The sequence below is a fragment of the Microbulbifer taiwanensis genome, assembly GCF_014904815.1.
Classification (GTDB): Bacteria; Pseudomonadota; Gammaproteobacteria; order Pseudomonadales; family Cellvibrionaceae; genus Microbulbifer; species Microbulbifer taiwanensis.
Genome location: NZ_JACZFR010000012.1, coordinates 50,879 through 75,596, shown reverse-complemented (window position 1 = coordinate 75,596; position 24,718 = coordinate 50,879). Strand labels below are relative to the sequence as shown.

The 24,718-nt window shown below is 51.0% G+C and carries 32 protein-coding genes and 1 pseudogene; 20 read left to right on the top strand and 13 right to left on the bottom strand.

What is annotated here, in order from left to right:
- Positions 1–106 precede the first annotated feature (106 nt).
- From IG627_RS04205 to bla, 7 genes are read left to right on the top strand one after another with little or no spacing between them, the layout of a single operon-like run.
- Positions 107–331 carry a DUF3565 domain-containing protein gene (locus tag IG627_RS04205; protein ID WP_193190266.1) on the top strand — a complete coding sequence of 75 codons (225 nt, stop codon included), beginning with the start codon at positions 107–109 and terminating at the stop codon, positions 329–331.
- Positions 328–783, top strand: coding sequence for a YaiI/YqxD family protein (locus IG627_RS04200; protein WP_193190264.1), 456 nt, complete (start codon positions 328–330; stop codon positions 781–783). Before IG627_RS04205 ends, IG627_RS04200 begins: the two co-directional genes overlap by 4 nt.
- 8 nt (positions 784–791) lie before the next feature.
- Complete coding sequence (locus IG627_RS04195) at positions 792–1,274, top strand: GNAT family N-acetyltransferase (RefSeq protein WP_193190262.1); 483 nt, start codon at positions 792–794, stop codon at positions 1,272–1,274.
- Between the two features lie 26 nt (positions 1,275–1,300).
- A complete protein-coding gene (locus IG627_RS04190) occupies positions 1,301–1,870 on the top strand; it encodes a GNAT family N-acetyltransferase (protein WP_193190260.1) in 570 nt (189 codons plus the stop codon).
- A 36-nt stretch (positions 1,871–1,906) separates the two neighbouring features.
- Positions 1,907–2,314: a cupin domain-containing protein gene (locus IG627_RS04185; RefSeq protein WP_193190258.1), complete on the top strand. Its 408-nt coding sequence runs from the start codon at positions 1,907–1,909 to the stop codon at positions 2,312–2,314.
- A 26-nt stretch (positions 2,315–2,340) separates the two neighbouring features.
- The gene (locus IG627_RS04180; protein ID WP_193190256.1) at positions 2,341–3,285 is read left to right on the top strand and encodes an alpha/beta hydrolase; all 945 of its coding nucleotides are present in this window, start codon (positions 2,341–2,343) and stop codon (positions 3,283–3,285) included.
- Between the two features lie 41 nt (positions 3,286–3,326).
- Positions 3,327–4,181: a subclass B3 metallo-beta-lactamase gene (gene bla, locus IG627_RS04175; RefSeq protein WP_193190254.1), complete on the top strand. Its 855-nt coding sequence runs from the start codon at positions 3,327–3,329 to the stop codon at positions 4,179–4,181.
- A 1-nt stretch (position 4,182) separates the two neighbouring features.
- Here bla and IG627_RS04170 read toward each other — a convergent pair.
- Positions 4,183–5,592, bottom strand: a pseudogene (locus tag IG627_RS04170) (YifB family Mg chelatase-like AAA ATPase); the annotation flags it as partial.
- A 35-nt stretch (positions 5,593–5,627) separates the two neighbouring features.
- Here IG627_RS04170 and IG627_RS04165 point away from each other — a divergent pair.
- The 5 genes from IG627_RS04165 to IG627_RS20835 all read left to right on the top strand — a co-directional run bounded on the left by IG627_RS04165 (position 5,628) and on the right by IG627_RS20835 (position 9,657).
- Positions 5,628–7,583, top strand: coding sequence for a recombinase family protein (locus tag IG627_RS04165; protein WP_193190252.1), 1,956 nt, complete (start codon positions 5,628–5,630; stop codon positions 7,581–7,583).
- Between the two features lie 88 nt (positions 7,584–7,671).
- Positions 7,672–8,184, top strand: coding sequence for a hypothetical protein (locus IG627_RS04160; RefSeq protein ID WP_193190250.1), 513 nt, complete (start codon positions 7,672–7,674; stop codon positions 8,182–8,184).
- A gap of 307 nt (positions 8,185–8,491) precedes the next feature.
- Positions 8,492–8,929 (top strand): hypothetical protein, encoded by a 438-nt coding sequence (locus IG627_RS04155; RefSeq protein WP_193190248.1) that lies wholly within the window; start codon positions 8,492–8,494, stop codon positions 8,927–8,929.
- A 2-nt stretch (positions 8,930–8,931) separates the two neighbouring features.
- On the top strand, positions 8,932–9,183 hold the full coding sequence (locus IG627_RS04150; RefSeq protein ID WP_193190246.1) for a hypothetical protein: 252 nt from the start codon (positions 8,932–8,934) through the stop codon (positions 9,181–9,183).
- Positions 9,184–9,357: 174 nt separating this feature from the next.
- Positions 9,358–9,657, top strand: a complete 300-nt coding sequence (locus IG627_RS20835; protein ID WP_226864698.1) for a hypothetical protein — start codon at positions 9,358–9,360, stop codon at positions 9,655–9,657.
- A gap of 138 nt (positions 9,658–9,795) precedes the next feature.
- Here the strand turns inward: IG627_RS20835 and IG627_RS04145 are convergent, their stop codons facing one another.
- The 6 genes from IG627_RS04145 to IG627_RS04120 form a co-directional block, all read right to left on the bottom strand.
- The gene (locus tag IG627_RS04145) at positions 9,796–10,218 is read right to left on the bottom strand and encodes a hypothetical protein (RefSeq protein ID WP_193190244.1); all 423 of its coding nucleotides are present in this window, start codon (positions 10,216–10,218) and stop codon (positions 9,796–9,798) included.
- Positions 10,215–10,622, bottom strand: coding sequence for a hypothetical protein (locus tag IG627_RS04140; protein ID WP_193190242.1), 408 nt, complete (start codon positions 10,620–10,622; stop codon positions 10,215–10,217). The genes IG627_RS04145 and IG627_RS04140 overlap by 4 nt, the downstream gene beginning before the upstream one ends.
- Positions 10,600–10,854, bottom strand: a complete 255-nt coding sequence (locus tag IG627_RS04135) for a hypothetical protein (RefSeq protein ID WP_193190240.1) — start codon at positions 10,852–10,854, stop codon at positions 10,600–10,602. Before IG627_RS04135 ends, IG627_RS04140 begins: the two co-directional genes overlap by 23 nt.
- Positions 10,851–11,117, bottom strand: coding sequence for a hypothetical protein (locus IG627_RS04130; protein WP_193190238.1), 267 nt, complete (start codon positions 11,115–11,117; stop codon positions 10,851–10,853). The genes IG627_RS04135 and IG627_RS04130 overlap by 4 nt, the downstream gene beginning before the upstream one ends.
- A gap of 631 nt (positions 11,118–11,748) precedes the next feature.
- On the bottom strand, positions 11,749–12,075 hold the full coding sequence (locus IG627_RS04125) for a hypothetical protein (RefSeq protein WP_193190236.1): 327 nt from the start codon (positions 12,073–12,075) through the stop codon (positions 11,749–11,751).
- A gap of 52 nt (positions 12,076–12,127) precedes the next feature.
- The gene (locus IG627_RS04120) at positions 12,128–12,538 is read right to left on the bottom strand and encodes a hypothetical protein (protein WP_193190234.1); all 411 of its coding nucleotides are present in this window, start codon (positions 12,536–12,538) and stop codon (positions 12,128–12,130) included.
- 179 nt (positions 12,539–12,717) lie between these two features.
- Between IG627_RS04120 and IG627_RS04115 the strand changes: the two genes are divergently transcribed.
- Positions 12,718–12,990 (top strand): helix-turn-helix domain-containing protein, encoded by a 273-nt coding sequence (locus IG627_RS04115; RefSeq protein ID WP_226864697.1) that lies wholly within the window; start codon positions 12,718–12,720, stop codon positions 12,988–12,990.
- Between the two features lie 142 nt (positions 12,991–13,132).
- Here IG627_RS04115 and IG627_RS04110 read toward each other — a convergent pair whose 3' ends face one another.
- Positions 13,133–13,687: a recombinase family protein gene (locus IG627_RS04110; protein WP_193190232.1), complete on the bottom strand. Its 555-nt coding sequence runs from the start codon at positions 13,685–13,687 to the stop codon at positions 13,133–13,135.
- 713 nt (positions 13,688–14,400) lie between these two features.
- Here IG627_RS04110 and IG627_RS04105 point away from each other — a divergent pair.
- The 3 genes from IG627_RS04105 to IG627_RS04095 all read left to right on the top strand — a co-directional run bounded on the left by IG627_RS04105 (position 14,401) and on the right by IG627_RS04095 (position 17,748).
- A complete protein-coding gene (locus tag IG627_RS04105; protein WP_226864696.1) occupies positions 14,401–17,124 on the top strand; it encodes a hypothetical protein in 2,724 nt (907 codons plus the stop codon).
- A 154-nt stretch (positions 17,125–17,278) separates the two neighbouring features.
- Positions 17,279–17,491 (top strand): hypothetical protein, encoded by a 213-nt coding sequence (locus IG627_RS04100; protein WP_193190228.1) that lies wholly within the window; start codon positions 17,279–17,281, stop codon positions 17,489–17,491.
- Positions 17,488–17,748 carry a hypothetical protein gene (locus IG627_RS04095; RefSeq protein WP_193190226.1) on the top strand — a complete coding sequence of 87 codons (261 nt, stop codon included), beginning with the start codon at positions 17,488–17,490 and terminating at the stop codon, positions 17,746–17,748. The genes IG627_RS04100 and IG627_RS04095 overlap by 4 nt, the downstream gene beginning before the upstream one ends.
- Positions 17,749–17,767: 19 nt before the next feature.
- Here the strand turns inward: IG627_RS04095 and IG627_RS04090 are convergent, their stop codons facing one another.
- The 5 genes from IG627_RS04090 to IG627_RS21240 all read right to left on the bottom strand — a co-directional run bounded on the left by IG627_RS04090 (position 17,768) and on the right by IG627_RS21240 (position 21,410).
- Positions 17,768–18,331 (bottom strand): hypothetical protein, encoded by a 564-nt coding sequence (locus IG627_RS04090; protein ID WP_193190224.1) that lies wholly within the window; start codon positions 18,329–18,331, stop codon positions 17,768–17,770.
- Positions 18,332–18,551: 220 nt separating this feature from the next.
- A complete protein-coding gene (locus tag IG627_RS04085) occupies positions 18,552–19,403 on the bottom strand; it encodes a hypothetical protein (RefSeq protein ID WP_193190222.1) in 852 nt (283 codons plus the stop codon).
- 596 nt (positions 19,404–19,999) lie between these two features.
- Positions 20,000–20,500: a thermonuclease family protein gene (locus IG627_RS04080; RefSeq protein WP_193190221.1), complete on the bottom strand. Its 501-nt coding sequence runs from the start codon at positions 20,498–20,500 to the stop codon at positions 20,000–20,002.
- Between the two features lie 206 nt (positions 20,501–20,706).
- Complete coding sequence (locus IG627_RS04075; protein WP_193190219.1) at positions 20,707–20,967, bottom strand: accessory factor UbiK family protein; 261 nt, start codon at positions 20,965–20,967, stop codon at positions 20,707–20,709.
- A 377-nt stretch (positions 20,968–21,344) separates the two neighbouring features.
- Positions 21,345–21,410, bottom strand: coding sequence for a twin-arginine translocation signal domain-containing protein (locus tag IG627_RS21240; RefSeq protein WP_193190421.1), 66 nt, complete (start codon positions 21,408–21,410; stop codon positions 21,345–21,347).
- Positions 21,411–21,435: 25 nt separating this feature from the next.
- Here IG627_RS21240 and IG627_RS04065 point away from each other — a divergent pair, with 25 nt between their 5' ends.
- The 4 genes from IG627_RS04065 (at position 21,436) to IG627_RS04050 (ending at position 24,333) form a co-directional block, all read left to right on the top strand.
- Positions 21,436–22,161, top strand: coding sequence for a TorF family putative porin (locus IG627_RS04065; protein ID WP_193190217.1), 726 nt, complete (start codon positions 21,436–21,438; stop codon positions 22,159–22,161).
- 52 nt (positions 22,162–22,213) lie between these two features.
- A complete protein-coding gene (locus IG627_RS04060; RefSeq protein ID WP_193190215.1) occupies positions 22,214–22,552 on the top strand; it encodes a P-II family nitrogen regulator in 339 nt (112 codons plus the stop codon).
- Between the two features lie 58 nt (positions 22,553–22,610).
- Positions 22,611–23,870 carry an ammonium transporter gene (locus IG627_RS04055; protein ID WP_193190214.1) on the top strand — a complete coding sequence of 420 codons (1,260 nt, stop codon included), beginning with the start codon at positions 22,611–22,613 and terminating at the stop codon, positions 23,868–23,870.
- Positions 23,871–23,994: 124 nt separating this feature from the next.
- Positions 23,995–24,333, top strand: coding sequence for a P-II family nitrogen regulator (locus tag IG627_RS04050; RefSeq protein WP_043319767.1), 339 nt, complete (start codon positions 23,995–23,997; stop codon positions 24,331–24,333).
- Positions 24,334–24,718 lie beyond the last annotated feature (385 nt).

Genomic DNA, 24,718 nt, shown 5'->3' with positions numbered 1-24,718 from the left:
ATGACGAAGAGATGTGAAAGTTGCACATCCTGGATTCCCGCCCTCCATATACATCCCCACCCCGATTCGCTATAAAGCCCAAAACCCCCCAGCCGGGCCCAACCCCATGCAACAACCCATCGCCGGCTATCACCGCGACGAGGAAAACCACTGGGTGGCGAAGCTCGCCTGCGGCCACAACCAGCATGTGCGCCACGACCCGCCCTGGCAGAACCGCCCCTGGGTGGAGACGGCGCAAGGGCGCGAGTCGATGCTCGGGCACCTGCTCAATTGCAAAAAATGCGATGAAGGCGCGCCGCCGGACAATCAAGACGAGGTCAGAAAGTCGTGACAAAAATCTGGGTCGATGCCGATGCCTGCCCGGTGGTCATCAAGGAGATACTCTTCCGCGCCGCCGAGCGCACCCACACCGAAATGACCCTGGTGGCCAACCAGCCGGTGCGGGTGCCGCCGTCGCGCTTTATCAAGTCGATGCAGGTGAGCTCCGGATTCGACGTGGCCGACAATGAAATCGTGCAGCGCTGCGATGCCGGCGACCTGGTGATTACCAGTGATATTCCCCTGGCCGCTGAGGTGATCGACAAGGGCGCTACGGCCCTCAGCCCGCGCGGCGAGCGCCACACCAAAGCGAATATTCGCGCGCGCCTGAACATGCGTGATTTTATGGACACCATGCGCGCCAGCGGCATGCACACGGGCGGGCCGCCACCCCTCGGGCAGCAGGAGCGCAAGGCCTTCGCCGATCAGCTCGACCAGTGGCTGGCAAAAAACAAAAGGACTTGAGAAACCCTATGCGACTGATCACCGCCACAGAAGAGCACCTGCGCACCCTGATGACCTGGCTGCCGGATCTGCGCCAATGCCGCCAGTGGGGCGGGCCGACCTTCCGCTATCCGTTCACCGAGCAGACCTTTATCGAGGACTGCCGTTGGCCGGACCTGCCGAGCTGTGTGCTGCTCGACGAAGATGGCGAGTCGCTCGCTTTCGGCCAGTACTACGAGCGCCGCGACCGCTGTCACCTGGGCCGATTGATAGTGTCACCCGGGCACCGGGGCGCTGGCCTGGGCAGGACACTGGTCACCGAATTGTCGAAAAGGGGCTGCCGAGAACTGAACGCGCGCGAGTGCTCGCTGTTCGTACTGAAAGACAATACCCGTGCGCGGAAGCTGTACGAGAAACTCGGTTTTGCCTACAGCGACTACCCCGATTCCCCCGGCTGGCTGGAAGGCTGCGACTATATGATCGCGCCGGCAGAGGCTTTAACTGCAGCGTAGGGTGCGTCGTGCGCACCACTGGGATTATGAAGAAATTAATCGAACCACTGACCGAGCGCCTGCTGCTGCGCCAGTGGTGCAACGAGGACCGGGCGCCCTTCGCCGAGTTGAATGCAGACCCGCGGGTGATGAAATATTTTCCTGGAATTCAGACCAGGCAGGAAAGTGATGCGTCGGTAGACCGTGCCAGTGCCCATATCGCCGAACACGGCTGGGGCTTCTGGGCGCTGGAAAGACTGGAAGACAACCGCTTTATAGGATTTGTCGGCATCAAGCATGCGCCGGAGGAGCTGCCGTTTTCCCCCTGTGTGGAAATTGGCTGGCGTCTCGGGGTTTCCTATTGGGGCCATGGTTATGCCACCGAAGCCGCGCGCGCATCACTGGATGTGGCCTTCCAGGTACTGGGGTTGAACGAAGTGGTGTCCTTCGCAGTGGTGAACAACCGCCCCTCCCGCGTGGTAATGGAAAGGTTGGGCATGCGCGAGGATCCGCAGACATTCGAGCACCCGCTGCTGCCGGAAGGCAGCCCGCTGCGGCGTCACTGCCTCTACCGATTGAGGGCCGCCGAGTGGAGACGCGACAACAAACCTGACTGAAACTTGATTTAATCCATCGACAAATGGAGTCGTCTGATGAGCGAACAGAAAGAGAGAAGCAGCGTCCTGCATATCCCCGCCGGCGAGGGCCGCCGCTACGACATGGGCGGCATGCGCAGCCTGTTCCTCGCCGATGGTGCAGAGACAGACAATAGCTACTCCATCTCCGAGTGGTGGCTGGATCCCGGGCAGCCGGGGCCGGGTGCCCACTGCCACGATGCCAACGACGATATTTTCTATGTGATCGAGGGAACCATGGATTTCCTGGTGGATCAGAATTGGGTGCAGGCGAGCCGCGGCGACTTTATCCGCGTACCCGCCGGCGTCACCCACGACTTCGCCAACAACTCCGACCAGCGCGCGGGCCTGCTGAATATCTATATTCCCGGCGGCTTCGAGCAGGATATGCCGGCGATAGTACAGTGGTTTCGCGAGCACCAGTAACACCGGACGTCAGGGAGCTCCAATCCGTGCAGCCGAATTTATCGATCGCAAAAGCCGCGACGGCGATTTTTATCGCCACTCTATCCGTTTTGACGGCCGCTAAATTGGTCGCGGAGCCGATCAAGAAAACCAGCAAGCGCCAGGATGGCTCCTCCATCCACTGGTCCATCGAGCATCCGGCCCAGAAAGAAAAGCGGGGCCTGTTGCTGATCGCCCAGGGTTCCGGCTGCCTGCCGGCAATCCGGAATCCGGTCGTCGCCCAGGCCAGGTCCGTCGCACAGGGCTTCTCGACGCTGCTGGTGGAGAAATACGGCGTAAGCCACGGCGACCAGCCGCAAAACCCGATGAGCGATTGTTCCGAAGAATACTTTGCCCATCACACGGTGAGCCAGCGTGCCGACGATGTGGCACAGGTCATCGGCGAACTGAAGGATTCCGATTGGTGGAATGGCGAGCTGGTGCTGTTCGGCGGCTCCGAGGGCGGCGCCGTCGTCGCGCGACTGGCGCCGCGGTTGCAGCCCGACGCGGTGGTGGTCTTCTCCTCCGGACCTGGCGAATCCCTGGCCGTATCCCTCCCGCGGGTGATACCGCCGGAAGCGGCAAAAATGGCGCATGCGAAATTCACGGAGGCGCGCAACAACCCGCACAGTGCCGAGAGATGGGGCGGCAATTCCTATCGCTGGTGGGCCGATGTCGTGGACGACGTTCCGGTAAACCATTTGTTGAAATCTGAAGCGCCGGTGCTGCTGGTGCAGGGCGAGCGGGACCAGTTCGCGCCGGTGCAGTCTGCGCGCGCCGCGCGCGACGCCTACCGGGCCGCCAGTCGCTGCGAGCTTACCTACTGGGAACTGTCCGACTACGACCACTTTATGACGGACAGTGACGGTGAGAATCACCGCGAAGCAGTCTTTTCCAGAATATCCGCGTGGATCGGCTCTGCGCTGGGCGGCGACAGACCCGGCTGCCCCTGAAAAAATTCAAAACAGCAAGAAGAAGCAAACGGAGTGAATTAATGGAAGTAAAAGCCGGAATTGCAGCCGCGATTGTTGCGGCCATGGCCTGCACGGTGCAGGCAGAGGCCTATGATCCCCTGCCGCAACTGAAGGCCTACGAGGTGCCGGATTCCTGGATCACGCCGGTCGCACCGCTGCGCATCGCCGAGAATACCTGGCAGATAGGCACAGAGGCGATGACCACGCTACTGCTGAAAGGCAGCGACGGCGCCATACTGATCGATGGTGGCATGCCACAGACAGCCGATCACCTGCTGGCAAATATGCGCGCCCTTGGCGTCGAGCCGACTGACCTGAAGCTGATTCTGCACAGCCATGCCCACGGTGACCATGCGGGCTCCTTGGCAAAAATAAAGCGCGCAACAGGTGCACAGCTGCTGAGCAACGCCGAATCCGCCGTACTGCTCGCCCGAGGTGGTGCCGACGATATCCATTTCGGCGACGGCATTCTCTTCCCGCCGGTACAAGCTGATCGCCTGCTGCAGGACGACGAGGAAGTGATTCTCGGCGATTTGAAACTACGTGTGCACTTTGTTCCCGGCCACACCCCCGGCAGCATGGCCTGGACCTGGCGCGACAGCCGCGATGGCAAGCCGGTGAACATCGCCTATGTCGACAGCCTCAGCGCGCCCGGTTACCAACTGAAAAACAATCCCCGCTACCCGCGTATCGTCGAAGACTACCGCAGCACTTTTGAAAAGGTGCGCGCGCTTCCCTGCGACCTGCTGCTGACACCGCATCCGGGGGGTAGTGGTTGGGAGTTCAGGGAAAAGGCGGTGCAAAAGAATGGGATCAACTGCAGGGCCTATACCGAAACAGCAGAGAAGAATCTGGACAATCAGTTGAACGAGTGATTCAGATAGTCTCTGCCAGCTGCCGCCGGTCGAGATTGCGATACGCCAGCGCCTCGGCAATCTGCCCTGCGCCGATTTGCTCCTCCCCAGCCAAATCCGCCAGGGTGCGCGCGACTTTCAGCACGCGATGATAGCTGCGCGCAGAGAGACCCAGCTGTTCCACCGAGTGTCGCAGCAGTGTCTGCTCGTTTTTTCCCAGCGCGCAGTGGCGGTCCAGCTCGGAACCCTGCAACTGTGCGTTGATTTTTTCCTGTCGTGCCAGTTGCCTCTGCCGTGCCGCGGCCACCCGCGCGCGCACCTGTGCCGAGGATTCGCCGACCGGCGTATCCTGTAGCTGCCCCGCGCTCATGCTCGCCACCTCCACCTGCATATCGATGCGATCCAGCAGTGGGCCGGAGAGTTTATTGCGGTACCTGTCTATCTGGTCCGGGGTGCAGCGGCAGCGGGGTTCGCCCAGGTAGCCACAGGGGCAGGGGTTCATGGCGGCGACCAGCTGGAAGTTGGCGGGGTAGGTGACCTGGGCGCGGGCGCGGGAGATGCGCACTTCGCCGTTCTCCAGCGGCTCGCGCAGTATCTCCAGGGCGTGGCGGGGGAACTCGGGCATCTCATCCAGGAAGAGCACGCCGCGGTGGGCCAGGGAGATCTCCCCCGGTTTCGGGTTGCTGCCGCCACCGACCAGCGCCGTGGATGAGGCAGAGTGGTGCGGGGCCCTGAAAGGTCGCTGCCGCAGCTGTGCCAGGCCGGCGCTGGAATAGACGGCGGCCACTTCGATCAGCTCGTCCGTAGCCAGCGGTGGCAGTATGCCCGGCAGGCGGCTGGCCAGCATCGTCTTGCCGGTCCCCGGTGGACCGTAAAAAAGGAGATTGTGGCCGCCGGCCGCGGCCACCTCCAGCGCGCGCCTCGCCTTCAGCTGGCCGCGCACATCGGCCAGGTCGGCGCAGCCCCTGGCTTCCTCTCTCTCTGGCCGCTGCGCCTGCGGCAGGGGCTCGCGACTGTGTAGCTCGGCGCATACTTGGAGAAGGGAGTCAGCCACCTTCACCTCACCGCCTGCCAGCGCCGCCTCAGAGCCGGATTCCCGCGGCAGTACCAGTTTGCGCCCGGCAGTGGCACAGGCGATGGCGGCGGGCAGGCTGCCGGCCACTTCGCGCAGGGCGCCAGTCAGCGCCAGCTCGCCAATAAACTCATAGCTTTCCAGCGACTCGCAGGGGACCTGCCCGGAGGCGGCGAGTATGCCGATAGCGATGGCCAGGTCGTAGCGGCCGCCCTCCTTGGGCAGGTCCGCCGGTGCCAGGTTGACGGTGATGCGCCGTTGCGGGAACTCGAAGTGGCTGTTGACCAGCGCGCTGCGCACCCGATCGCGGCTCTCGCGCACCGCGGCTTCGGGCAGGCCGACGATATGAATTGATGGTATGATTAACCCAAAAATCAGCGCAAGGTGACCCGATCATGAAGCCGAAGGCATATCAATATGTTCGATTCAGTACCACAGCCCAAGAAAAGGGCGATTCAATACGTCGCCAAATCGACACGGCTAAAAAGTTTGCCGAGGTTCATAACCTTGATTATGACGACAGTTTGAAGCTACATGATCTTGGTGTGAGTGCTTATAAAGGAAAGAACCTTGAATCTGGCAATTTGAAGCGTTTCATTGATCTTGTAGAAGATGGAACAATTGCAAAGGGCTCATACCTTCTGCTTCAGAACTTCGACAGGTTTTCGCGCATGGAGCCTAGAAAGGCATTAGCTCCTCTTTTAACGCTCGTGAATAGCGGTATTAAAGTTGCGGTCATTGACAATAATAAAATACATGGTGAAGAAAATGACGGAGCCATCGAATTATTGGCGACGATTCTTCACATGGAGCGTTCTCATGATGAGAGTAGAATCAAGTCCATTAATATTCGTTCTGCAAAGAGAAACGCCAAACAAGATTTGTTAGACGGTAAAAGAAAGGTTCTTGGTAAATGGAGCGCCCCAAAATGGCTTGATATTGCTGAAGACGGTCAGGGCGACGAAGGAACCGGTTACAAGATCAACCACGAGCGAGTAAAAGTAATTAAAAAAATTCTCGAATGGGTTATAGAAGGTCGGGGCAATGGGTACATACTTGAACGACTGACGAAACAAGGAGTTGAGCCTTGGGGGTCTGGATCGGGAATTAAAGTCGATAAACGAAAGCCAAATCAATGGCACAACAGTTCAATAACGCGAATTGTTAACAACCGCAAGTTAATTGGCGAGTTAGAGATAAGTATCCCGAGTGAATGTGGGGAGAGCAAAAGAAAAGAAATTATCCAAAATCACTTCCCGGCAATAATCAGTGAAGAGTATTACGAAAAAGTGCAAGCTGCCCGCCGTTCACGTGATCTGAATCGCGATGAAGATGGAAACTTAAAGGCAGACCAGAAAATGCGAGGCGGAGGAAGAAAAGGAAAAACAATCTCCAATCTTTTCCAGAAGTTAGCTGTATGTGGTTATTCAGTTGATGGGAATGCATCGAAGTACAGGTGCCCAGACAAAAATCGCGGCATGGTCTACGCTAATAAAGACTCGAAATACAACGGAAAGATTTACGAGAACCGTTATCTCCAATGTGCAGCGGCAAAGGAGAAAGGTTCTAAGTGTAAGGGTTGTCGGGTGCTTTATCGGTATGACGACTTTGAGGTTGCGTTCTTCACCCACGTCAAAGATATTCCGGAATCGGTTATCACTGGGACCGATAATGATAGGAAAACTAGAACGCAAATAATAAATAATAAAATTGAATCACTTAATAATCAGTTGGAGGAAGCTAACAGGCAGATAACAAAATATAAGAAAGCAATGCAAGAATCTAATGCTATTTCAAGAACAATAATGGATGAGTTAATAAAGTATGAGTCAAGACAGGATGAGATTCCAAGGGAGATTAGAAAACTAGAGTCGGAAAAAAGATTAGTTGATAGCCGTAAAGAGCAAGGTAAGGAGCTTCACAATAATCTTATTGGCTTGATTGCCAAAATGAACGAATGTAAAGATGATAAGAAATTGTATGAACTTCGCTTTAAGGTTCAAGGGATTCTACAATCCCTTATCGACAAAATTGAAGTTTTCAATCGGGGAAATTTCATTAGCGATGAAGTCACTGATCAGAAGATAGAGCGGATGAAGAAGAATGCTGGTAACAACTGGTCTATAGAGATAGAAAATGCCATCCGCAAGAGTGACAAGCAGCGTATGGAATCAACGGCAGTAGAAGCGCCGTACTTTGTTATTCGGTACAAGTCTGGAGAAAGCCGACTGGTAATGCCACACACTGAAGACCCAACCAAGATCCATATGAACATGAAGTTAGATGAAAGTGGAAGTTTAGATAATCTGGAATGGCGTCCACCATCACCAATTGAGGCTGTCAATATATGATGGGAAGTGTAAGGCGCTCAGAGTTAGAAAGCACCAAAAACCGGCATTATTTTACGTAACATGTTTAATCGTTCATTAAGGAGGATGTATGGATTTGCAGCTTTCTGTTCCAGAAGGATATAGGAGAAATCTTGAAAACTTTACCCGTATTATTGCTGACGTTCTTGAACTGGATGTGCCCTGTATAGAATTAAGATTTAAAAAATTCGCTTCGAGCGAAGAAAAATACGGACGGTATGGGCATGTAATTTCAAAGAGAGATGGATTAAATTGGGCAAAATTTCTTATAGAAATTGAGCAAGATGCTTCCCTTGATAGACAAATGGTAGCTATATGCCATGAGTTAATCCACGTACAGCAATATGCTTCAGGTAGACTCAATTATGGTGAATATGCCCGTTCGATGAGATGTCTTGATACCGGTGAAGAACATCGTGTACCTATGGGGTTAGGTTGGGAGTGGGAAGGAATATTTTATCCCAAAGGTACACCATATCTTAAGCGTCCTTGGGAAATTGACGCGTATAAGCGTCAAAATGATTTGATGAACAAAGTCTACGCGATTTATCGGGAAAAATATCCGGAAGAAGTCCGTGAATAGAAATCCACTCACTTGTCCAAATGCCACCCCTCAGATAATAGATTTTCGCGCCAGCTATGAAGCCCAGTGAAGTAGCGAATGGGACTGGTACGGAGCTTTCTGGTATCGTTGGCAGGATTGGTGAGTCCTGCCAACCAGCAAGGATGATCTTATATAGAAAGAATTCTAAGTCAATACTCAAATAGTGTCGATTAATGTGCAATCAAATCGCATGAATCGAATATTTGAAATTGACAGACCATACTTGACTTCGATTAACTTCTTGGACTCTCATAATATTTGGCTACAGTAGTAATGGAGAAAGCTGATGAAAACCGAAATGGACTTTTATATTTCCGATATACGACAAATTGAGCGTGATTTATATAGGAATGGCAATTCCAATATTCCCAAGTTTACAAATAAGGATGGGAATATACGTTCGCAGGATTCTAAGTTAATGACAGACCCGCATACTGGAATTGTGTATGTTTTACCTTCCCATGCCGGCGTGTCCGCGAATGAAATTTTTGACGGCGGTAGAAACAGATGGAAAATTAAGGCGAATACACCTATTCCTTCGGGCTTGGCTATAGCTGTGGATCTTGTAAATGCTGGGCATGTTCATATTGTCGCCACTAGGCGAATGAAGCAAAGTGAATATATCGCATTGCTGGAAACCATGTTTGAGAAAGCCCAAAAAATAGTAAACATTGAATCTGAACTGGCTTTAAATAAGGCTAATTTGTCCGGTAGGAGAGCGTAGTAGTGAGCAAAAGTAATGTTGAAGTATCGTGGTCAGACTGCATAGTTATATTTAACTCGCTCATAAGTAACATCGAGAATTTGAAGGAGTATGTCGATTCTGAAGATGTTGACGATGATGACCTTTATGAAGCGGAGGAAGAGTTAAATGACTACGTGACTCTGTTAGGACGCCTGAAGGATAAGTACAACAGTCTTCAGGATAAAGGTGAACTTCCCAAGGATTTAGTCAATAAAATTAACGCACTTGTTTGAAGTAATAGAGGGTATAGCTAAGGGAAGTCTCAGCTAAACTGGTATTGCAATTATATCATGACAGATGCGACCTCCCTACAAAAAATAGTAATTCCGTAGTTGCCGACCTATCCAATGATTCGGGCGCGCTTGTATGACTAGCCAAAGAATGAAACTGTTAATTTTAAGTGAAATATGACTCCCGAAGAAAAAGAAGCACATGTAAAAGAGCATCTTCTGAATGAGGCTCTAGAATCAATTAGGCACTGCGGTAGATACTGGAATGGCTCAATATCTCGGTCATTGGCATCAACACTAAAGTGGCTATTAGAAAGTTCTGGCTACCCAAATATATACATGCGCGAAATCCCGCCAGATTGGGAGCACGTCTACTATATGTACGAACATTCAGATGTTGTAGAGCAGATAGCTTATGAAAGGTCTTCGATTAAAAGAGCGAACTTCGATTACAGCAACGAAGAATTGCCAAAATAAACTTGGCAAGACTAAGTATGGGCACAATAAAAAACGCCCCAGTAAATGGGCGTAAACGCGTTCCCGGTTCTTTATGTAGAATGCGATGATTCGGATCACGAACCGGGAACATTTTAACTATAACCGTTGCTGTGTCCGTTATTCGAAAATCCCTTGAAGATTTCGCCATTGTGATTCCATATCACTGGGCGCCTTCTGCTTAACCTTGGATTCCAATTCTTCAATTTGTCGTCGTGTCTGAAGGTTTGAAAGCCAGTGTTCGGCAAATCGTGTTGAACGTTGGGTATTGGTTTTCACCACTCGTTCTCGCTGTTCTATTGCTTGTTGGCGGTTCGTTTTCTGTAACGATTCAATCATGTGGAACTCAAACGGTGTGAACTTGTTCTTGACCTTGTTCAAGTCAACTTCCCAAGAATGCTGGGAAGCGAAATCGGAAATCCGTTTTAACTCGCCAAACGACATTGTACAAAACCATTCCGGACCTTCCTTCACCGCAGTTTTATACAGATCGTCAAAAGCAGTCTTTTCTTGTTGTTTTAGCTGCGAAAAGAACTTGATCATACAAACACCTGTTTCATCTTACCCCAGAAGGTTCCCTTTTCTTCTTCATATTTTTCCATTTCACGTTCAATCAGTCGTGATAGATTTCGGTTCGCTACACGAATTTGGTTATTAACTTCTTTTCGGTAGTCTTTCCCGCAATCTTCTTCGTCATCAATCGCGCAAGCCCGCAGAAACAAACGCGTTTCGTATGGACTGAATCGGTCAAGTGCATGACCAACTTCCATTGCATCCGAGAGTTTATCCATACGATCTATATACGAGGCTGCGGTCAAGATGTAAGAAGGAAGGAAGGCACAGAACTTCCCATCTTCGCCCTGGTTGTAAATTTTCCGGTTCACACGCTTTAGAATTTTTTCCCCTTCTGGATGTTCGTTTAGTTCATCGACGGCTTTTATATACATTTGCTATTCCTCCTTGTTCTTCTCGGAGCATCTGTTTGATGCGCGCATACATGTATCGGTAAGGCTCATAGTTTGGGTGGGTATCTGGTACAGTTACGAACTGCCGAAGAAGAAAGTCGCAAACTTGGTCCAGTGTCGAGAAACCGTTTTCCTTCATTATCTGTTTAATGAATTTTTTGATGACTTCGTCATCTATGGCGTAACGCTCGCTCAGGATTTTTGCGTAGTTCATGGCAAGTCAAATCCCGCGGCTTCACCGCCAAGCGTTGTGATAGCCTCAAGAATCAGGTTCTGTTCCAGTGCAGTGAATGCGAGGGTTTGAAGTGCGTTCTTCATGCCCTGTACAAGTCGGGCGTTCAACCGTAATGCATCGGCGTCGAATGTAGTCAGTTGCGCTATTAGATCAGCGGAATCAACAGCGGTACCGATAGCTGTCTTTACGGCAGTGGCATATTCTGCGGCTGGTTTTGCTTCGAGTGGTTGTGGAAGTGGCATAGTGTTGCGTCTCCAAAATTGGCTAAAAATGGGTAAATCCCTATAGAGTATTTATACATTTGTGAATTCATCGTGTGGAAGAATTGCGACTTGTGAGAGTTTTTCGTCGAGACTCGCCGGGTATGGCGTAAGTGCGAGTGCGCAAAGAGTCCACACCGGAATGACGCAAAGATTTTTATTGGATTGCTGGTTTTCACAGGAATTGGCGAGTTTTTGACGCATTGGTGTTTGCGGGATACGAGTTTGTCGGGGAATCGGTATTTTTTATGCGTCATTCCTCGGCAAACGCTTGGTGGGTTACGTGGATCGTCCCGATAATGGGTGGTGAAAGAGCTTTAGGATGCAATTTTGGGGCTGGCTGCTGGTAGTTTCTTCATATGGTTTAAAATCAGGTAAAATTTACATCATCGCGTTTATAAATTTCTTCACGTGGCGAATTTGTCAGATTTCCCAGAATCGGTGTTTTGAAGGTGTTTATGTTATGCGCATCCATAAGGATGCATGGGATACAACTGCTTTCTGGCTTCGGATGTAAACAGGGCGGTCTGGGGTTGTATTCTATGGGACGAGGGTGAAGGTAGGGAAAGGGCAGGATAGGGCACCATATGGTATATGATGCCCGGACAGCGGTTTACTGAAGCTGCGCCATTTGTTCCATTCGTGCTATGTAATCAGCATAAAGAACCATTGCACAGAATCCGAAGCCGATAAGACCTATCAAAAATGCTTTCACCCCGCGAGCCTTCACAGTTACAGGGTGTTCTTCAGCCTTCTTCTTGAGCTTATTACGATTGATCAAGTACAGGGGGAGCGCCACCACCCACAAGAGCATGGTCGCTATCGCAAGTCCACCCGCGCTTGCGTTCAGGAAGCCACCCTCTGGAGTCTTCCCTATTCTATGTTTAGTCGCGTCCAAATAGACCCACAATGCACTGGCAGCCACGATTAGGTAAAGCATTTCAATTTTTCCTTAATGTTTAAGTTTTTGACTTTTGGTCAGCGACTGCTTATCAGCCAGCGCATTGACCGTTCGCCATAAGAATGGGACCAAAGTAATATTTCATTTCAGCTTCGGAATACTTTTCTTCGTCAATTTTTTCTATGTCACCTGTTCCGGCAGTGGCATTCATGAAGAATTCGTGCTGATCCGCCGTCCATTTTTGCAGCGCCAGTTCTATTTGAATACATGATACGAAACCCTGATATTCTGGCTGCTCCTGAAAGAGCTTCAGCATTTCAGCGTCCACTCTTTTCGCAAAGCCTGCGTACACCATACTCTCAGCGGTAGCGAGTGCGGCATTCGCATTGTCTGCTGCCTGTGCTAGTACGTCGCCGTTCCCGGAATAGCCACCTTGGTCACAGCCTGTCAGTGTGAAGGCAAGGACAGCCACCAAAGGTGAGCAAAATTTGATCGGCTTCATCTGTAGGGTCCTTCTTTGTTTTATCAATCTGTATGTAAAGTGATCGTCATGCGTGCAATTCACACATGAAATGTGACTTAAAGTCTACGTCTCCCTATTTTCTCCGATATGTGACGTATAGTCCATGGGCATTTTTGTGCCATTGTTGTTTATGTGTGCCATTTGGGAGCGGTACACAAATGGCGCGAGACAAGCGCACGAAGATGGAACGGATACCCGTACTAGAGCCGTTTGGAGAACATATACGGGAATTGCGGGTCCGACTGGACCTAACACAAGAAGACCTTGGTGGGCTTTGTGAGCTTGACCGAACATATATTTCCGGCATTGAGACGGGAAAAAGGAACTGCTCTTTGCTGAATCTATTTAAATTGGCAGAGGCGTTACAGGTGGAGCCGAAAGATTTATTGAATTACGACGATGCGGGGAAGCCAAAAAGTACAGAAAAGTAAAAAGCCCCCTTTATTGGCAGACTCAGGGGGCTTTAGGTACCGGGGGAGCTATGCCCGGCAGTGAACATGTTCAAGGAGCGTTCACAGTATTATTTATACGGGAGGCTAGTGGTCCCACAGCCTATTTAACATGGGGGAAGGTCTAGACGGACTCTTTCAGGTACCGGTATACAGTTGCCTTACTTAGCCGGTAATGCTTCATCAAGTCCCGAATCAACGCGCCTGAGTCACGCTTTGCCTTTAGTTCTTTAATCTGGGAATCATCAAGGAGAGTCTTTGGTCCAAATCGGACTCCGTTCGCCTTGGCTTTCTCAATGCCTTCAATCTGGCGTTCATGCCTCAACGCAGTTTCAAATTCAGCGATAGCCCCCAAGACGCCGAACATAAGTTTCCCGGTGGAAGTGCTGGTGTCAATAGCCTGATCAATCACAACAAACTCTACCCCTCTTGATTGCAGGTCATCGGCAATCTGGTGTAGGTGTAGCGTAGAACGCGCCAGACGGTCCAGTTTGGTACAAACAAGGGTGTCCCCGTCCCTTAGGTAGCGAAGACACTCCTGAAGCTGTGGACGCTGTGCTGTGGTGCCTGAAAGCTTGTCCTTGAAGATTCGTTCGCAGCCGTGGGCATTGAGTTTATCAAGCTGCACATCCAAACTTTGCCCGGTGGTGCTGACCCGTGCATAGCCAACAATTGCCATTGTTCCAAGTTTCCTAAGAGAAAATGAGAATGCAATTATGAGCCACTTTGTGAGACATGAAAAGGTGGTGTCTCACGTTCTATACATTGTGAGGCGTTCGGATTCCGCCCTTGGGCTTGCCTGAAGGTGCACCCGGCTATAAGTCTGAGTGCATACGGCACTTGGACGCGGGCAGTGCTGAAGGGGCTGGAAGCTCGGTGAAGGGGTAGCGATAGGTGAGGGAGTGGCATCTTGCCAGAGGGTGGTATAATGGGCAGACGCACTAACTTAATTTGTTGAGTTCGTTTCACTCAACATCCCGCCATTCCAAAAAATTTCAATTCTTTTCAGAATTACCGGTTTTCCGCGTCTACATACAATAGTGGGCGAAAACGTGCACCACGAATAACAATAATAAAGGTGTTTAAATTATGATCAGCAGTAAACCCAAGGTGCGGAAGAATTTCACCCTTCCCCCACATGTCGTCAAGCAACTTTCAGACTATGCCCACGAGTCGGGCTTCAGCGCCTCGCATGTGGTCCATATGGCTCTTGTGGAGTATCTGAAAGGGAAATCCTGATAGGAAATGAAAAAGCCACTGTCAGACCGTGGAAAAACTGACAGTGGCTTTAGTGCCCATCCTTGGGCAAGGTAAGACGTGACGACACACGTGAACGCCCATCAGCGTCTTTAATGATGAATGACCAACATAAAAACAATAACAAGGTCCACAATGCAAGAGTATTTAGCACGAAATAAAATCGGCAATTTTCCGCCCCTTGGCTGTCTGGAAGCCGCTACCGGCTCCGGCAAGTCAACCTTAGCCTATGAACTGGTGAAGAACCGTTCCCGGTTCAATCCCCAGATTGTCGTCTGCCACAAGATTGAACACCTTAACCAGTGGGAACAGGGGCTGCTTGACGCTGGTTGCCCAGAAAAGAAGATTGAAAACCTTAACCACAAACGCGCCACGAAAGATTTGAGCGTAAGCGCACAGACTCAACAGTGGATCAACCGTTATACCGGGAAGAAGAACTGTACAGCAGGAATCGCCGGAGCATCCGGAATCCTGTTGATCACTCAAGAGACGTTCAAACATCTATCGCGGTTGGAACGTCCTCAGCGTTGGGACATTGATTTATACTTTGACGAACTCCCGACATTGTTTCAGCCGCATAATACAAAGGTTCATAACTTCCCAGAAACCGTAAAGGACTATGTGAAACTTGATCGACTTGTTTCACATTGCAAGTCGGAAGTTCCCGTCATTAAGGATGGCAAAGTCCAATATTACAAGAATGGTCGCGTAAAACAGAAGACCATTGATGACCGAGTTTTTACTGTTATTCCAAATTCTGTAAGAGAATTGCGGGATCATTTGGAAAATCACGCGCAAACATATCACCAATCAGAACGAAAGTTTCTATATGCTGTACTGAGTCGCGTTGAAACTGTTTATGTAAAAAATTCGCAATGGGAAATGATAGGGAAGCCGTTAAAGAAGAAATACGACTCTGAAGATGGTGAAACCTACTTCCTATCTCAGTTGAATAGCGGTTTTTTGAGTGGCTGGAACAGCTGCACAGTGATCAGTGCCGATTTTTCCCTGTCTATGTTTCATCACCGATTTTCTAGTATCCATAAACTGAAGTTTTTACGGAACGCCGTGTACAAGAACTCCCTTCGCTATGGGGGTAATCATAAACCTAATTGCCTTGACCGCCTGCAATTCATTTACGTCATATCAGATGACGAAAAGCGCCGTAACAGTAAGGAATACTTGAAGGGTCATGGAACGAATGTTGATAATAAGCTAATGCGAGAACTGCGCAAGATGGGGAACCCTAACTTCCTGCTGGCGACCAACAATGACCGGCGTGAAGACCGTGAAATAACCTGTTTGGACAATTGCACAGTAATCAGTGCGAAGGAGCATGGTTCCAACAAGTTTCAAGACAAGAACGTGATAGTTTTTGATGCCGCGCTGAACAACACGCCGAAACAGCAATCTATGCTTGCAGCATTGGGTTATACGGATGATCTCATCTATCAAGACATGACACTAAACACTGTGTATCAGACTGTTTCGCGCTCTTCCATCCGAGATGACAAAAGTGAAGCCGTTGTTACCGTTTTCCTAATGGACCGCTCTTCTGCGGTGGAAACAGCAAAGCGGTTCGCAAGTGGATATCCGGACCAAGTGGTGCGAATCCGCCATATTGATGAAAATGAGTTCGCCTGTCACCTTCTGGAGCCTAGTGAAGTTGATTCAACAAGTTCGACTTCAACAAAGGATTGTGGGAGCGGAGCGACCACCCGGCGGCATCGCCGGAAAATGCGTAACATTGGTTCCAGTGGTCGAAATGGTTATATCCCTGTAACTATGCCGGATTGCACCAATTTTCTTGTGTTTAATAGTCTTTATAGTACAGCAGGTTCGGTGCAAATCCGCATGATTGCTGACTTTCAGCAGTTTCAACAGGTTTCCAGTGGTTTCACCTTAACCAGCTTCGCCGGGGGGCGCTTCGCTCCCTTCACATGTGAAGCTGATTCGACAGATAAAAGCGGGCGCGAAGCGACCACCCCGCGAAGCGGTGAATGTTCATCCAAAGGTCAAGGTTGCTACATCCCTTTAGCCATGCGAATTTGCACCAAATTTCTTGTACCTAATAGCTTTTATAGTACAGGTGAAATGGTGCAATCCCGCATAGTGACTAGCCTTCAGCCATTTGAACCAAATTCCAACATTGTAACCTCGTTTACCGGCTTCGCCGGGGGGCGCTCCGCTCCCGCCACTTGTGGAATTGATTCAACATGTGAAGGGAATTTCACGGGAATCAGTAGCACCCACGGTGTCAATGGATTCTCTAGTGGCAGTGCGGTGGAAGAGCGGGAAGGCGTTTCTTGTGCGGTCCACAGTGGGAAGCGCGATAAGCCAAAATTGAAGACTCTTCCACCCGTTAAGTTTGCCAAGTGGGTGGAGCGTGAGCACAAGGAATTTCTCCACAATGAGAAGGATATGACGCGCATATCTGCCGGAATCGAACAAGGCGAGAATGTTTCAGCTGATTTTGTAATACTGGATTTCTATGGATCATGCTTGACGCCGGACGACTTCGTGAAAATCTTTAATCCAACTCGGAAAAATAAACAAAAGGGTATCATCAAGCATTCGTTTGTGGTCTGCTCCAATTACAGCCCCAGTGGAAGTTTCCGTGTCTACCTTTTCATGAAAGCGCGAATAGCCAGTGAGAAACAATATCACGCTGTATTGAACTACGTTGTATCAGTTCTGGCGAAGAATGGCTATCCAGACAGTGGGCTTGATCCGCGTTCTGGCGACCCTATGCGAGTCTGTACGCTCTACACGGGTGGGGTGGTCGGTATCTTCAACTTAAAGAAATCCCGTGAATTGGAGCGTTATGGTCTGGATGCTTCAATCCTGTCATGCGAATAGCCGATTTTGCACATTGGATAAATATATGTGCGAAATCAACAAAGGTGAGCATGATGTCAAAATTAAATTTCGATTACGAAACCCTTCAATTACTGGATAAGCTGGGTTTCTTTGATGAGTTTAAGGGGTTTGGAGTTTTCCGGGGGGACGCATAATGGAGTTGTCAGAACAGCAAGCGAAATCTGGGGTTGACGTTGTAAAGCGAAAAATCTGGAAGCGTGTAAGTAATATAATCGCAATTGCAGCAAAGCCAGAAGAAGACCGTACCGAAGATGAAAAACTGATACTTGAGAAAGTTAACAACTTTGAACGCCCGGATAATTTGCCGTTCAAGAGTTTTAGTGAATGGATGGAGGGGCAGCGATGAACACACCAGATGAAACAAATTTGGTTATCAACAAGCTGGATCGGCGGTATTCCGATATTTTTAAAACCGCTGTTGAAATACTGAAGATTGATCGTGCAGACGCCTTCAAATCTATGTTGAAACCCTTCATTGAAGGGCTTTTAGATGAGCTAATCTTGTCAGGCGGAAACTCCGAACAGATGAAGGTTCTCCAAGAAGAGGTTGAAGAATTGTTTTCACCGCGTGTTATCGCTGGTGCACATCTCCGATGGGGTTAATCTCTTTGTTGTTTGTTTTTCATGCCGGTCTGGAAATGCCAAACTCTATAAGTAGACCTGATTCACGTAAAAAATCTTCGCCAATCAACATTGGGTGGTATTTTACCCCATTAATTAATCTATCAGCGTGTCTAGCAATCAGTCCGCCAATTCCTTCCTTTATGTTATTTATTATGGCAAAGCTTGTTGGCAAAGAAAAATCCAATATTTCCATCGTCGGCAAGGTTAGCCATGCATGAATGCTTAACGATGGGCGGTCTGCCCCATTGATTAGTATATTTTTAAGGTCGTTCTCGCTTTGATAAAAGAGAGTTCCGTTATCCGACTCTACATAGCCGATAGTAAAATAACAGTCTGTCTTGAAGAAATTAGATACAACATCTAACACTCTGTAGTGTATTGAGAGGCACTGTGCTACAACCTCTTTTGGCTCGAGTTCCCCGATAGAATCTCTCAACGCATAGACGAATCCATTCATTTTGTTATCAGTTAGGAGTAATTCCGATGAATATTCTACTGGCGGGCAAGGTAAATTAAATTTCTTTGTTCTCTCAATGGCGGCTTCAAATTCTGACTTATACATTTGTGCTTCTTACTTATTAATAATTTTTGGTGAGGTCCACTGATTGGCTTACCTATATTCTTCTTGGTAAGTCAACGGAATCCGGGAACGGATGGATTGCAAAGCGTAGCACTGGATAATTCGAAACCCGACAATATTGTCGGGCTTCCGGATATTCTTGTGATCTAACAGATGGGAGATTGAGACAAATTGTGCTGCCGGTTAAACAACAAACCTGAATTCACCTAGTACGATCAGTAGGAGCATCTATTTTTGCTCTATCGGCAGGTTGGCTAGCTCCTATATCTGCCTCGTCGATAGTTGTTATGGGCTTTGCTTTGTTTGCTGGTTGGACAGCGTCTGGCACAATTTGTGGCGACGGAGAGTAAAACACCTTGGTCCAGCCTGCTATCGCTATGAGTACGGTGGCTGCAAGGGCAAGTTTTGTGTATTTTAAACTTTGATTCGCCTGTCGTGCCTCCGTATTAAGGTCGTCTTCAGCTTCATTAAACTTCAGGTATATATCTTTGATTTTACTTAGGTATTCTCTAACTTCTTCAAAGATTTCGGTTTTGTCTTTGAAATTTTTCCCTAAAAGTGCCTGAGCTTTTGACGCCTCCCTCATATCCTCAGGATATCCGGGAATAACTTTACTCATGACGACATTTTTATCCCTGTAAATTGCTCTAAATTCATCAATTTTCTTTAGATAAGTCGTTAGCCCTAACTCCAAGGCGTCGTAGCTGGCTCGCTCGCAATGTCTTAACCCGCGATACAGTTGATCTCTTTGATCGGCAGCATTATTGGCGCTAATTGCCTTGATAACGTGGTAACTGCAGTATCTTAGTTCGTTTACTGCGGGGACAAGAATCCCATTTTCGTATTTGTCCGACAGTTCCGCACTCTTAATATCGGACTCGGCTATTTTAAATGCCTTGGCTAACTGATCAAACTTTGCCTTATTGGACGCATACCATACGGGAGTTGTCGGGATCTCCCCTAAAGACTCCAATGGGTGTTCAACTTTGGCGGCATCACCGGTGCAATTATTTACTGCTTCTGGAAGGCTTACTTTGTTAGTTTTTTCAGGCACAGGGTAACGCCTCACGATCCTTGTTTTTATGAGTACAAGTGAAGGTTAGTTAGCTGAATTTAACTTTAAGAATAGACGCCTTCCGTTGGTCGAGCTGTTTCTTGGTAGTGTATGCGCCATGCTGAAGCGAAGTGCTGCCACTTGAATACTTAGCAACCATTACTCTTGCATATTCTTCTGAATCAGAATGAAGAACAGTTTTGGGTTCTTTAAACAGGAATTTAAAAAGTTTCATAACGTTATAAAAGAAGAACATATCAAGAAATATAGTCGCAGCTAATATATGTCTTCTTGGGCTCCATGCTTGTCGTTAGTTAGAACTCAAACTTGCCACTTCCATAAAACCTTAGCAGTGTCAGCCATGATTTGTAGACGTGTCAATGCCTAATTCAACGCCCGAGTTAGGTATAGCAAAAATGGGCGCGAATTGTAGGGGATTCAGTGTTCTAAGGCAATATTTATACGAGACGGTTCATTAAATTTTGGCGCTTAGTTCAACTACCGCTTCTTAGGCGGTCAATTATTTATCCAGTGTACTTACTTCATCGAGATGAACGGGCTCAAGGAACATTGAGGTTATTATGTAAGTTATTGATTTATAAGGAAGATGGTTTGGGTTTACTTTTTCCCTTACGTCGCCACTCCCATGGCGGCATCCGCTCCGCTGCTGGTAGCCGCCATAGCCCCCGCTGTGCCTTCCGTGCGTCATCCTGAAGGGTGAATAGCATCTTGTCCCGCACATAGCGTGTGTAAGCCCAGCAGTGACCCGCGTTCACCAATGCCCGGTTCACGTTGTTCCCATCGACGTAAACGCGCCCCACGGTTCGCCCATAGCGGTCTGTGTCCACTACCTCTACTTCCACCGTCTTCCCCGCAACAAGTGCGGCAGCGGCATCTGTGGCGACGCGTCCGTAAGGCTGTCCGCGTTCCGGGCAGTCGATCCCGGCAAGCCTGACCTTGGTCAGTTGTTTGTCAGCGTCAAGTACCTTGATTGTGTCCCCGTCTGTCACGGCGACCACCTTGCCGGTGATGGGGGGTGTTGCTTGGGCTGTTACCGGCAGAAGTGCCAGTAGAAGGCAGATTGTATAGCGTTTCATCGCAGGTCCCTACTCGGGGGGCTAACTTATTGATTTTATTAGAAATAATACTTTAGGGTTAACCTTCCCTACCATTTGGAAGGCAGGCAGGCCGTTGGCCAGGTGGGTCTCGACGGTGACCTGCGGGGCGGATACGCCGAGCTGTGCGCGGCTGTAGGTGACGGAGAGACTCAAAATTTCATCCTTGAAATTCGGGTAGTGGAAATCTAATCGGCGGGGGGGCTGTTGCCGGGAACGGTTTTATCTTTTTCTGCGAGGGCCTGTTCCATTAGTTCCACCTGGGCCTCCAGCCGCGCCAATTTTTCCCTGGTGCGCTTCAGTATCTCCGCCTGGGTGTCGAATTCGTGCTGGGACACCAGCGGCAGCTTACCCAGTGCCACTGCCAAAGCATCGCGCAGGTCACCGGTGACCACCGCACCCTGTTGTTGCAGTTCTTTCAGCAGCTGTTGCAATTTGTCTGCGGCCACCGGGCCTCCCAAGGTTCAGATCACTAAAAACACGCCGTTTAATAGCAGCAGATTGTAACCCACCGTCTCCGGCCGCAAAAGCGAGCGACCGGTGCTCCACCTTGGTTCAAAGGCGTTAATTCGCTCACCACTTCAGTGCGCGCCGATCGTCGGAGTTCCATTTTGGTGCATGTCGCTTCTGCACCCCCTTCAATTTCCTCTCTGGCTGGCACCGACTGACAGCGCTAAGCCGTTGATTTCCGGTCGGAATGCGGAGTTGGCATCAAGTCTGCAAAAACTCTGACTGCAGAGAGTGCTTAATAGTGCAGATGTTCCACTGCAGATCACTGACAGCCGCCGGGACCAAGAGCTCACGAGGCGAATAAAAACAGCCGCCGTCAAACCACAGCGGCACACCCGACGCCGATCGCAGACTGCATAGATAAAAAATGACGACGAGACATTCACAGAGAATTTAGGAGAATCAAGGTGGGAATTACAAAGAATAAAATCGCTGCTGTTCTGACCACTGGCACCCTGGTACTGGGCGTAGCCGCTGCCGCCCAGGCGCAGGAGGCAGGCCCCAGCTTCAGCGCCAATGTGGGTGTGGTCACCGACTACAAATTCCGCGGCATTTCCCAGACCGACGGCAGCCCCGCGCTGCAGGGCGGGGTGGACCTGGACCTCGGCAACGGTATTTACCTGGGCACCTGGGCCTCCCAGGTGGACTTCGCCTACGGTGAGGACGAGACCAAGTTTGAGCAGGATTTCTACGGCGGCTACGCCGGTGAGATCAGCGAAACCGTCAGCTATGACGTCGGCTTCATCTACTACGCCTACCACGGTGGCGACAACGACGAGGATTACCAGGAAATCTACGGCAGCGTCAGCGTCTCCGACCTGACTCTGGGCCTGGCCTACTCCGACGACTACTGGGCCGCGACCGGCGCCTTCTACTATCCCTACGCCGAATACAGCTTTGCGCTGCCGGCGGATCTGAGCCTGGACCTTCACGTGGGCGCGAACATTTTCGACGAGGAGGGCTTCCTGTTCGAGGCCGACTCCTACATCGATTACTCGGTCACCCTGGGCAAGGAATTCGGCGGCCTGAGCCTGAGCGCCTCGCTGGTCGGTACCGACATCAGCGACAGCGAGTGTTTCGACCTGGACTGGTGTGAGCCTTCGCTGCTCGCCGCGGCCACTTACAGCTGGTAATGAACCCGGTCCCGTTCCTTCGGGCGGGACCGAATAACGAATGGGGGAGAGCATGAAACTGGTTACAGCAATCATCAAGCCCTTCAAGCTGGATGCGGTGCGCGATGCGCTGGCGGAGGCCGGTGTCAACGGTATCACCGTCAGTGAAGTGAAGGGATTCGGCCGGCAGAAGGGTCACACGGAACTCTACCGCGGTGCCGAGTATGTGGTGGACTTCCTGCCCAAGACCATGCTGCAGATCGCTGTGGATGACGGCCAGCTGGATGCGGTACTGGAAGCCGTTGGCGGCGGCGCGCACAGCGGCAAGATCGGCGACGGCAAGATATTCGTCTCCAGTCTGGAGCAGGTGGTGCGCATACGTACCGGTGAGACGGGTGCGGAAGCGATTTAACGCAACGAATAAGAATTAATTAACTTTTGACAAATTCTCGGGATTAACGGAGCGAAAGATGGAAAATCAAATTTTTCAATTGCAGTATGCAATTGATACGTTTTATTTCCTCGTGTGCGGCGCACTGGTCATGTGGATGGCGGCCGGCTTTGCCATGCTGGAAGCCGGCCTGGTGCGCTCGAAAAACACCACGGAAATTCTCACCAAGAACGTGGCGCTGTTTGCGATCGCGTGCATCATGTACCTGCTGACCGGCTACGCCATCATGTACGACGGCAGCTGGGCATTGTCCGGTATAGAAGCCTTCGACCTGGACGGCGTGCTGGCCAGTTCGGCGGAAAACGGCTTTGACGGCGACTCCGTCTACTCCGGTGCCTCCGACTTCTTCTTCCAGGTGGTGTTCGTGGCCACGGCCATGTCCATCGTCTCCGGCGCCGTGGCGGAGCGTATGAAGCTGTGGAGCTTCCTGGTCTTTGCGGTCGTACTGACCGGCTTTATCTACCCGCTGGAAGGCTCCTGGACCTGGGGCAGCGCCGATGTATTCGGCCTGTACAACCTGGGCGACCTGGGCTTCTCCGACTTTGCCGGCTCCGGCATTGTGCACATGGCGGGCGCCGCCGCGGCCCTGGCCGGCGTGCTGCTGCTGGGCGCGCGCAAGGGCAAATACGGCCCCAACGGCGAGGTCTACGCCATCCCCGGTGCCAACCTGCCGCTGGCGACCCTGGGCACCTTTATCCTGTGGATGGGCTGGTTCGGCTTCAACGGCGGCTCCGTGCTGAAGCTGGGTGACGCCGCCAATGCGCACTCGGTGGCCATGGTATTCCTGAACACCAACACCGCCGCTGCCGGTGGCGCCGTGGCCGCGCTGATCACCGCCCGTATCCTGTTCGGCAAGGCCGACCTGACCATGCTGCTGAACGGTGCACTGGCCGGCCTGGTGGCCATCACCGCCGAGCCCTCCACCCCGACTGCGATTCAGGCGACCCTGTTCGGCGCCCTGGGCGGCGTGCTGGTGGTCTTCTCCATCGTCACCCTGGACAAACTGAAAATCGACGATCCGGTGGGCGCCATCTCGGTGCACGGTGTGGTCGGCCTGCTGGGCCTGCTGCTGGTGCCTGTCACCAACGACGGTTCCAGCTTCAGCGGCCAGCTGATCGGTGCCGCCACCATCTTCGCCTGGGTCTTCGCCGCCTCTTTCGCGGTCTGGTTCCTGCTCAAGGTCATTACCGGCATTCGCGTCAGCGAAGACGAGGAGCAAGAAGGTGTTGACTTGGTAGAATGCGGAATGGAAGCTTATCCCGAATTCATGAATAAATAGTCATGAACAAAGAGTCATGGGCAAACAAGCCGCCCATTACTGTGGGAGCCTGCCTGGCAGGTGATTGGATCGCCGGCGGGGCTGGCTTCCACCAGACCGCGAATAACCCAGGGGATATAGAGAGATGAAATTGATTACGGCTGTGGTAAAGCCCTTCAAGCTGGATGACGTGCGCACGGCGTTGTCCGAAGTCGGTGTGCAGGGCATGACGGTGACCGAGGTAAAAGGCTTCGGCCGCCAGAAGGGCCACACAGAACTCTACCGCGGCGCCGAATACGTTGTGGATTTCCTGCCCAAGGTGAAGCTGGAGCTGGCCGTGGACGACAGCATGGTGGACAGTGCCGTCGAGGCCATCACCAAGGCGGCCCAGACCGGCAAGATAGGCGATGGCAAGATTTTCATCACCGCGCTGGAAGAGGTGATCCGCATCCGCACCGGCGAGACCGGCAGCGAGGCGGTGTAACCGGGACCGATTGCTGTCTCACAGGCAGGCGGATGAATAATCCGCCAAACTTGGAAAAGGCCCCGAATGGGGCTTTTTTCATTTCGTCAGCGGTAAATTGAGCCGCTGAGTATCTTTTTTGTCGCCCCCATTGGCACATTTTTTTTGCGCCGCGCTGGCGCCCTCTTCTGCATAACCAGCCGCAATATCCCGTCTCCGTTCCGCAACAAAAAACTCTACATACGATGGCCGCCGGCGCTGGCGGCACCGGGTTCCAGTGCCTATATATTATTCGCCGCGGCTTGCAGCGGCAGTCCATCGCCAATGGCGGTTCTTTGTCAATCTTGTTAGCGCCGCGAGGAAAGGGCGGCACAGGGGTACACCCTCTGTAACAGGAGTAGCAGTT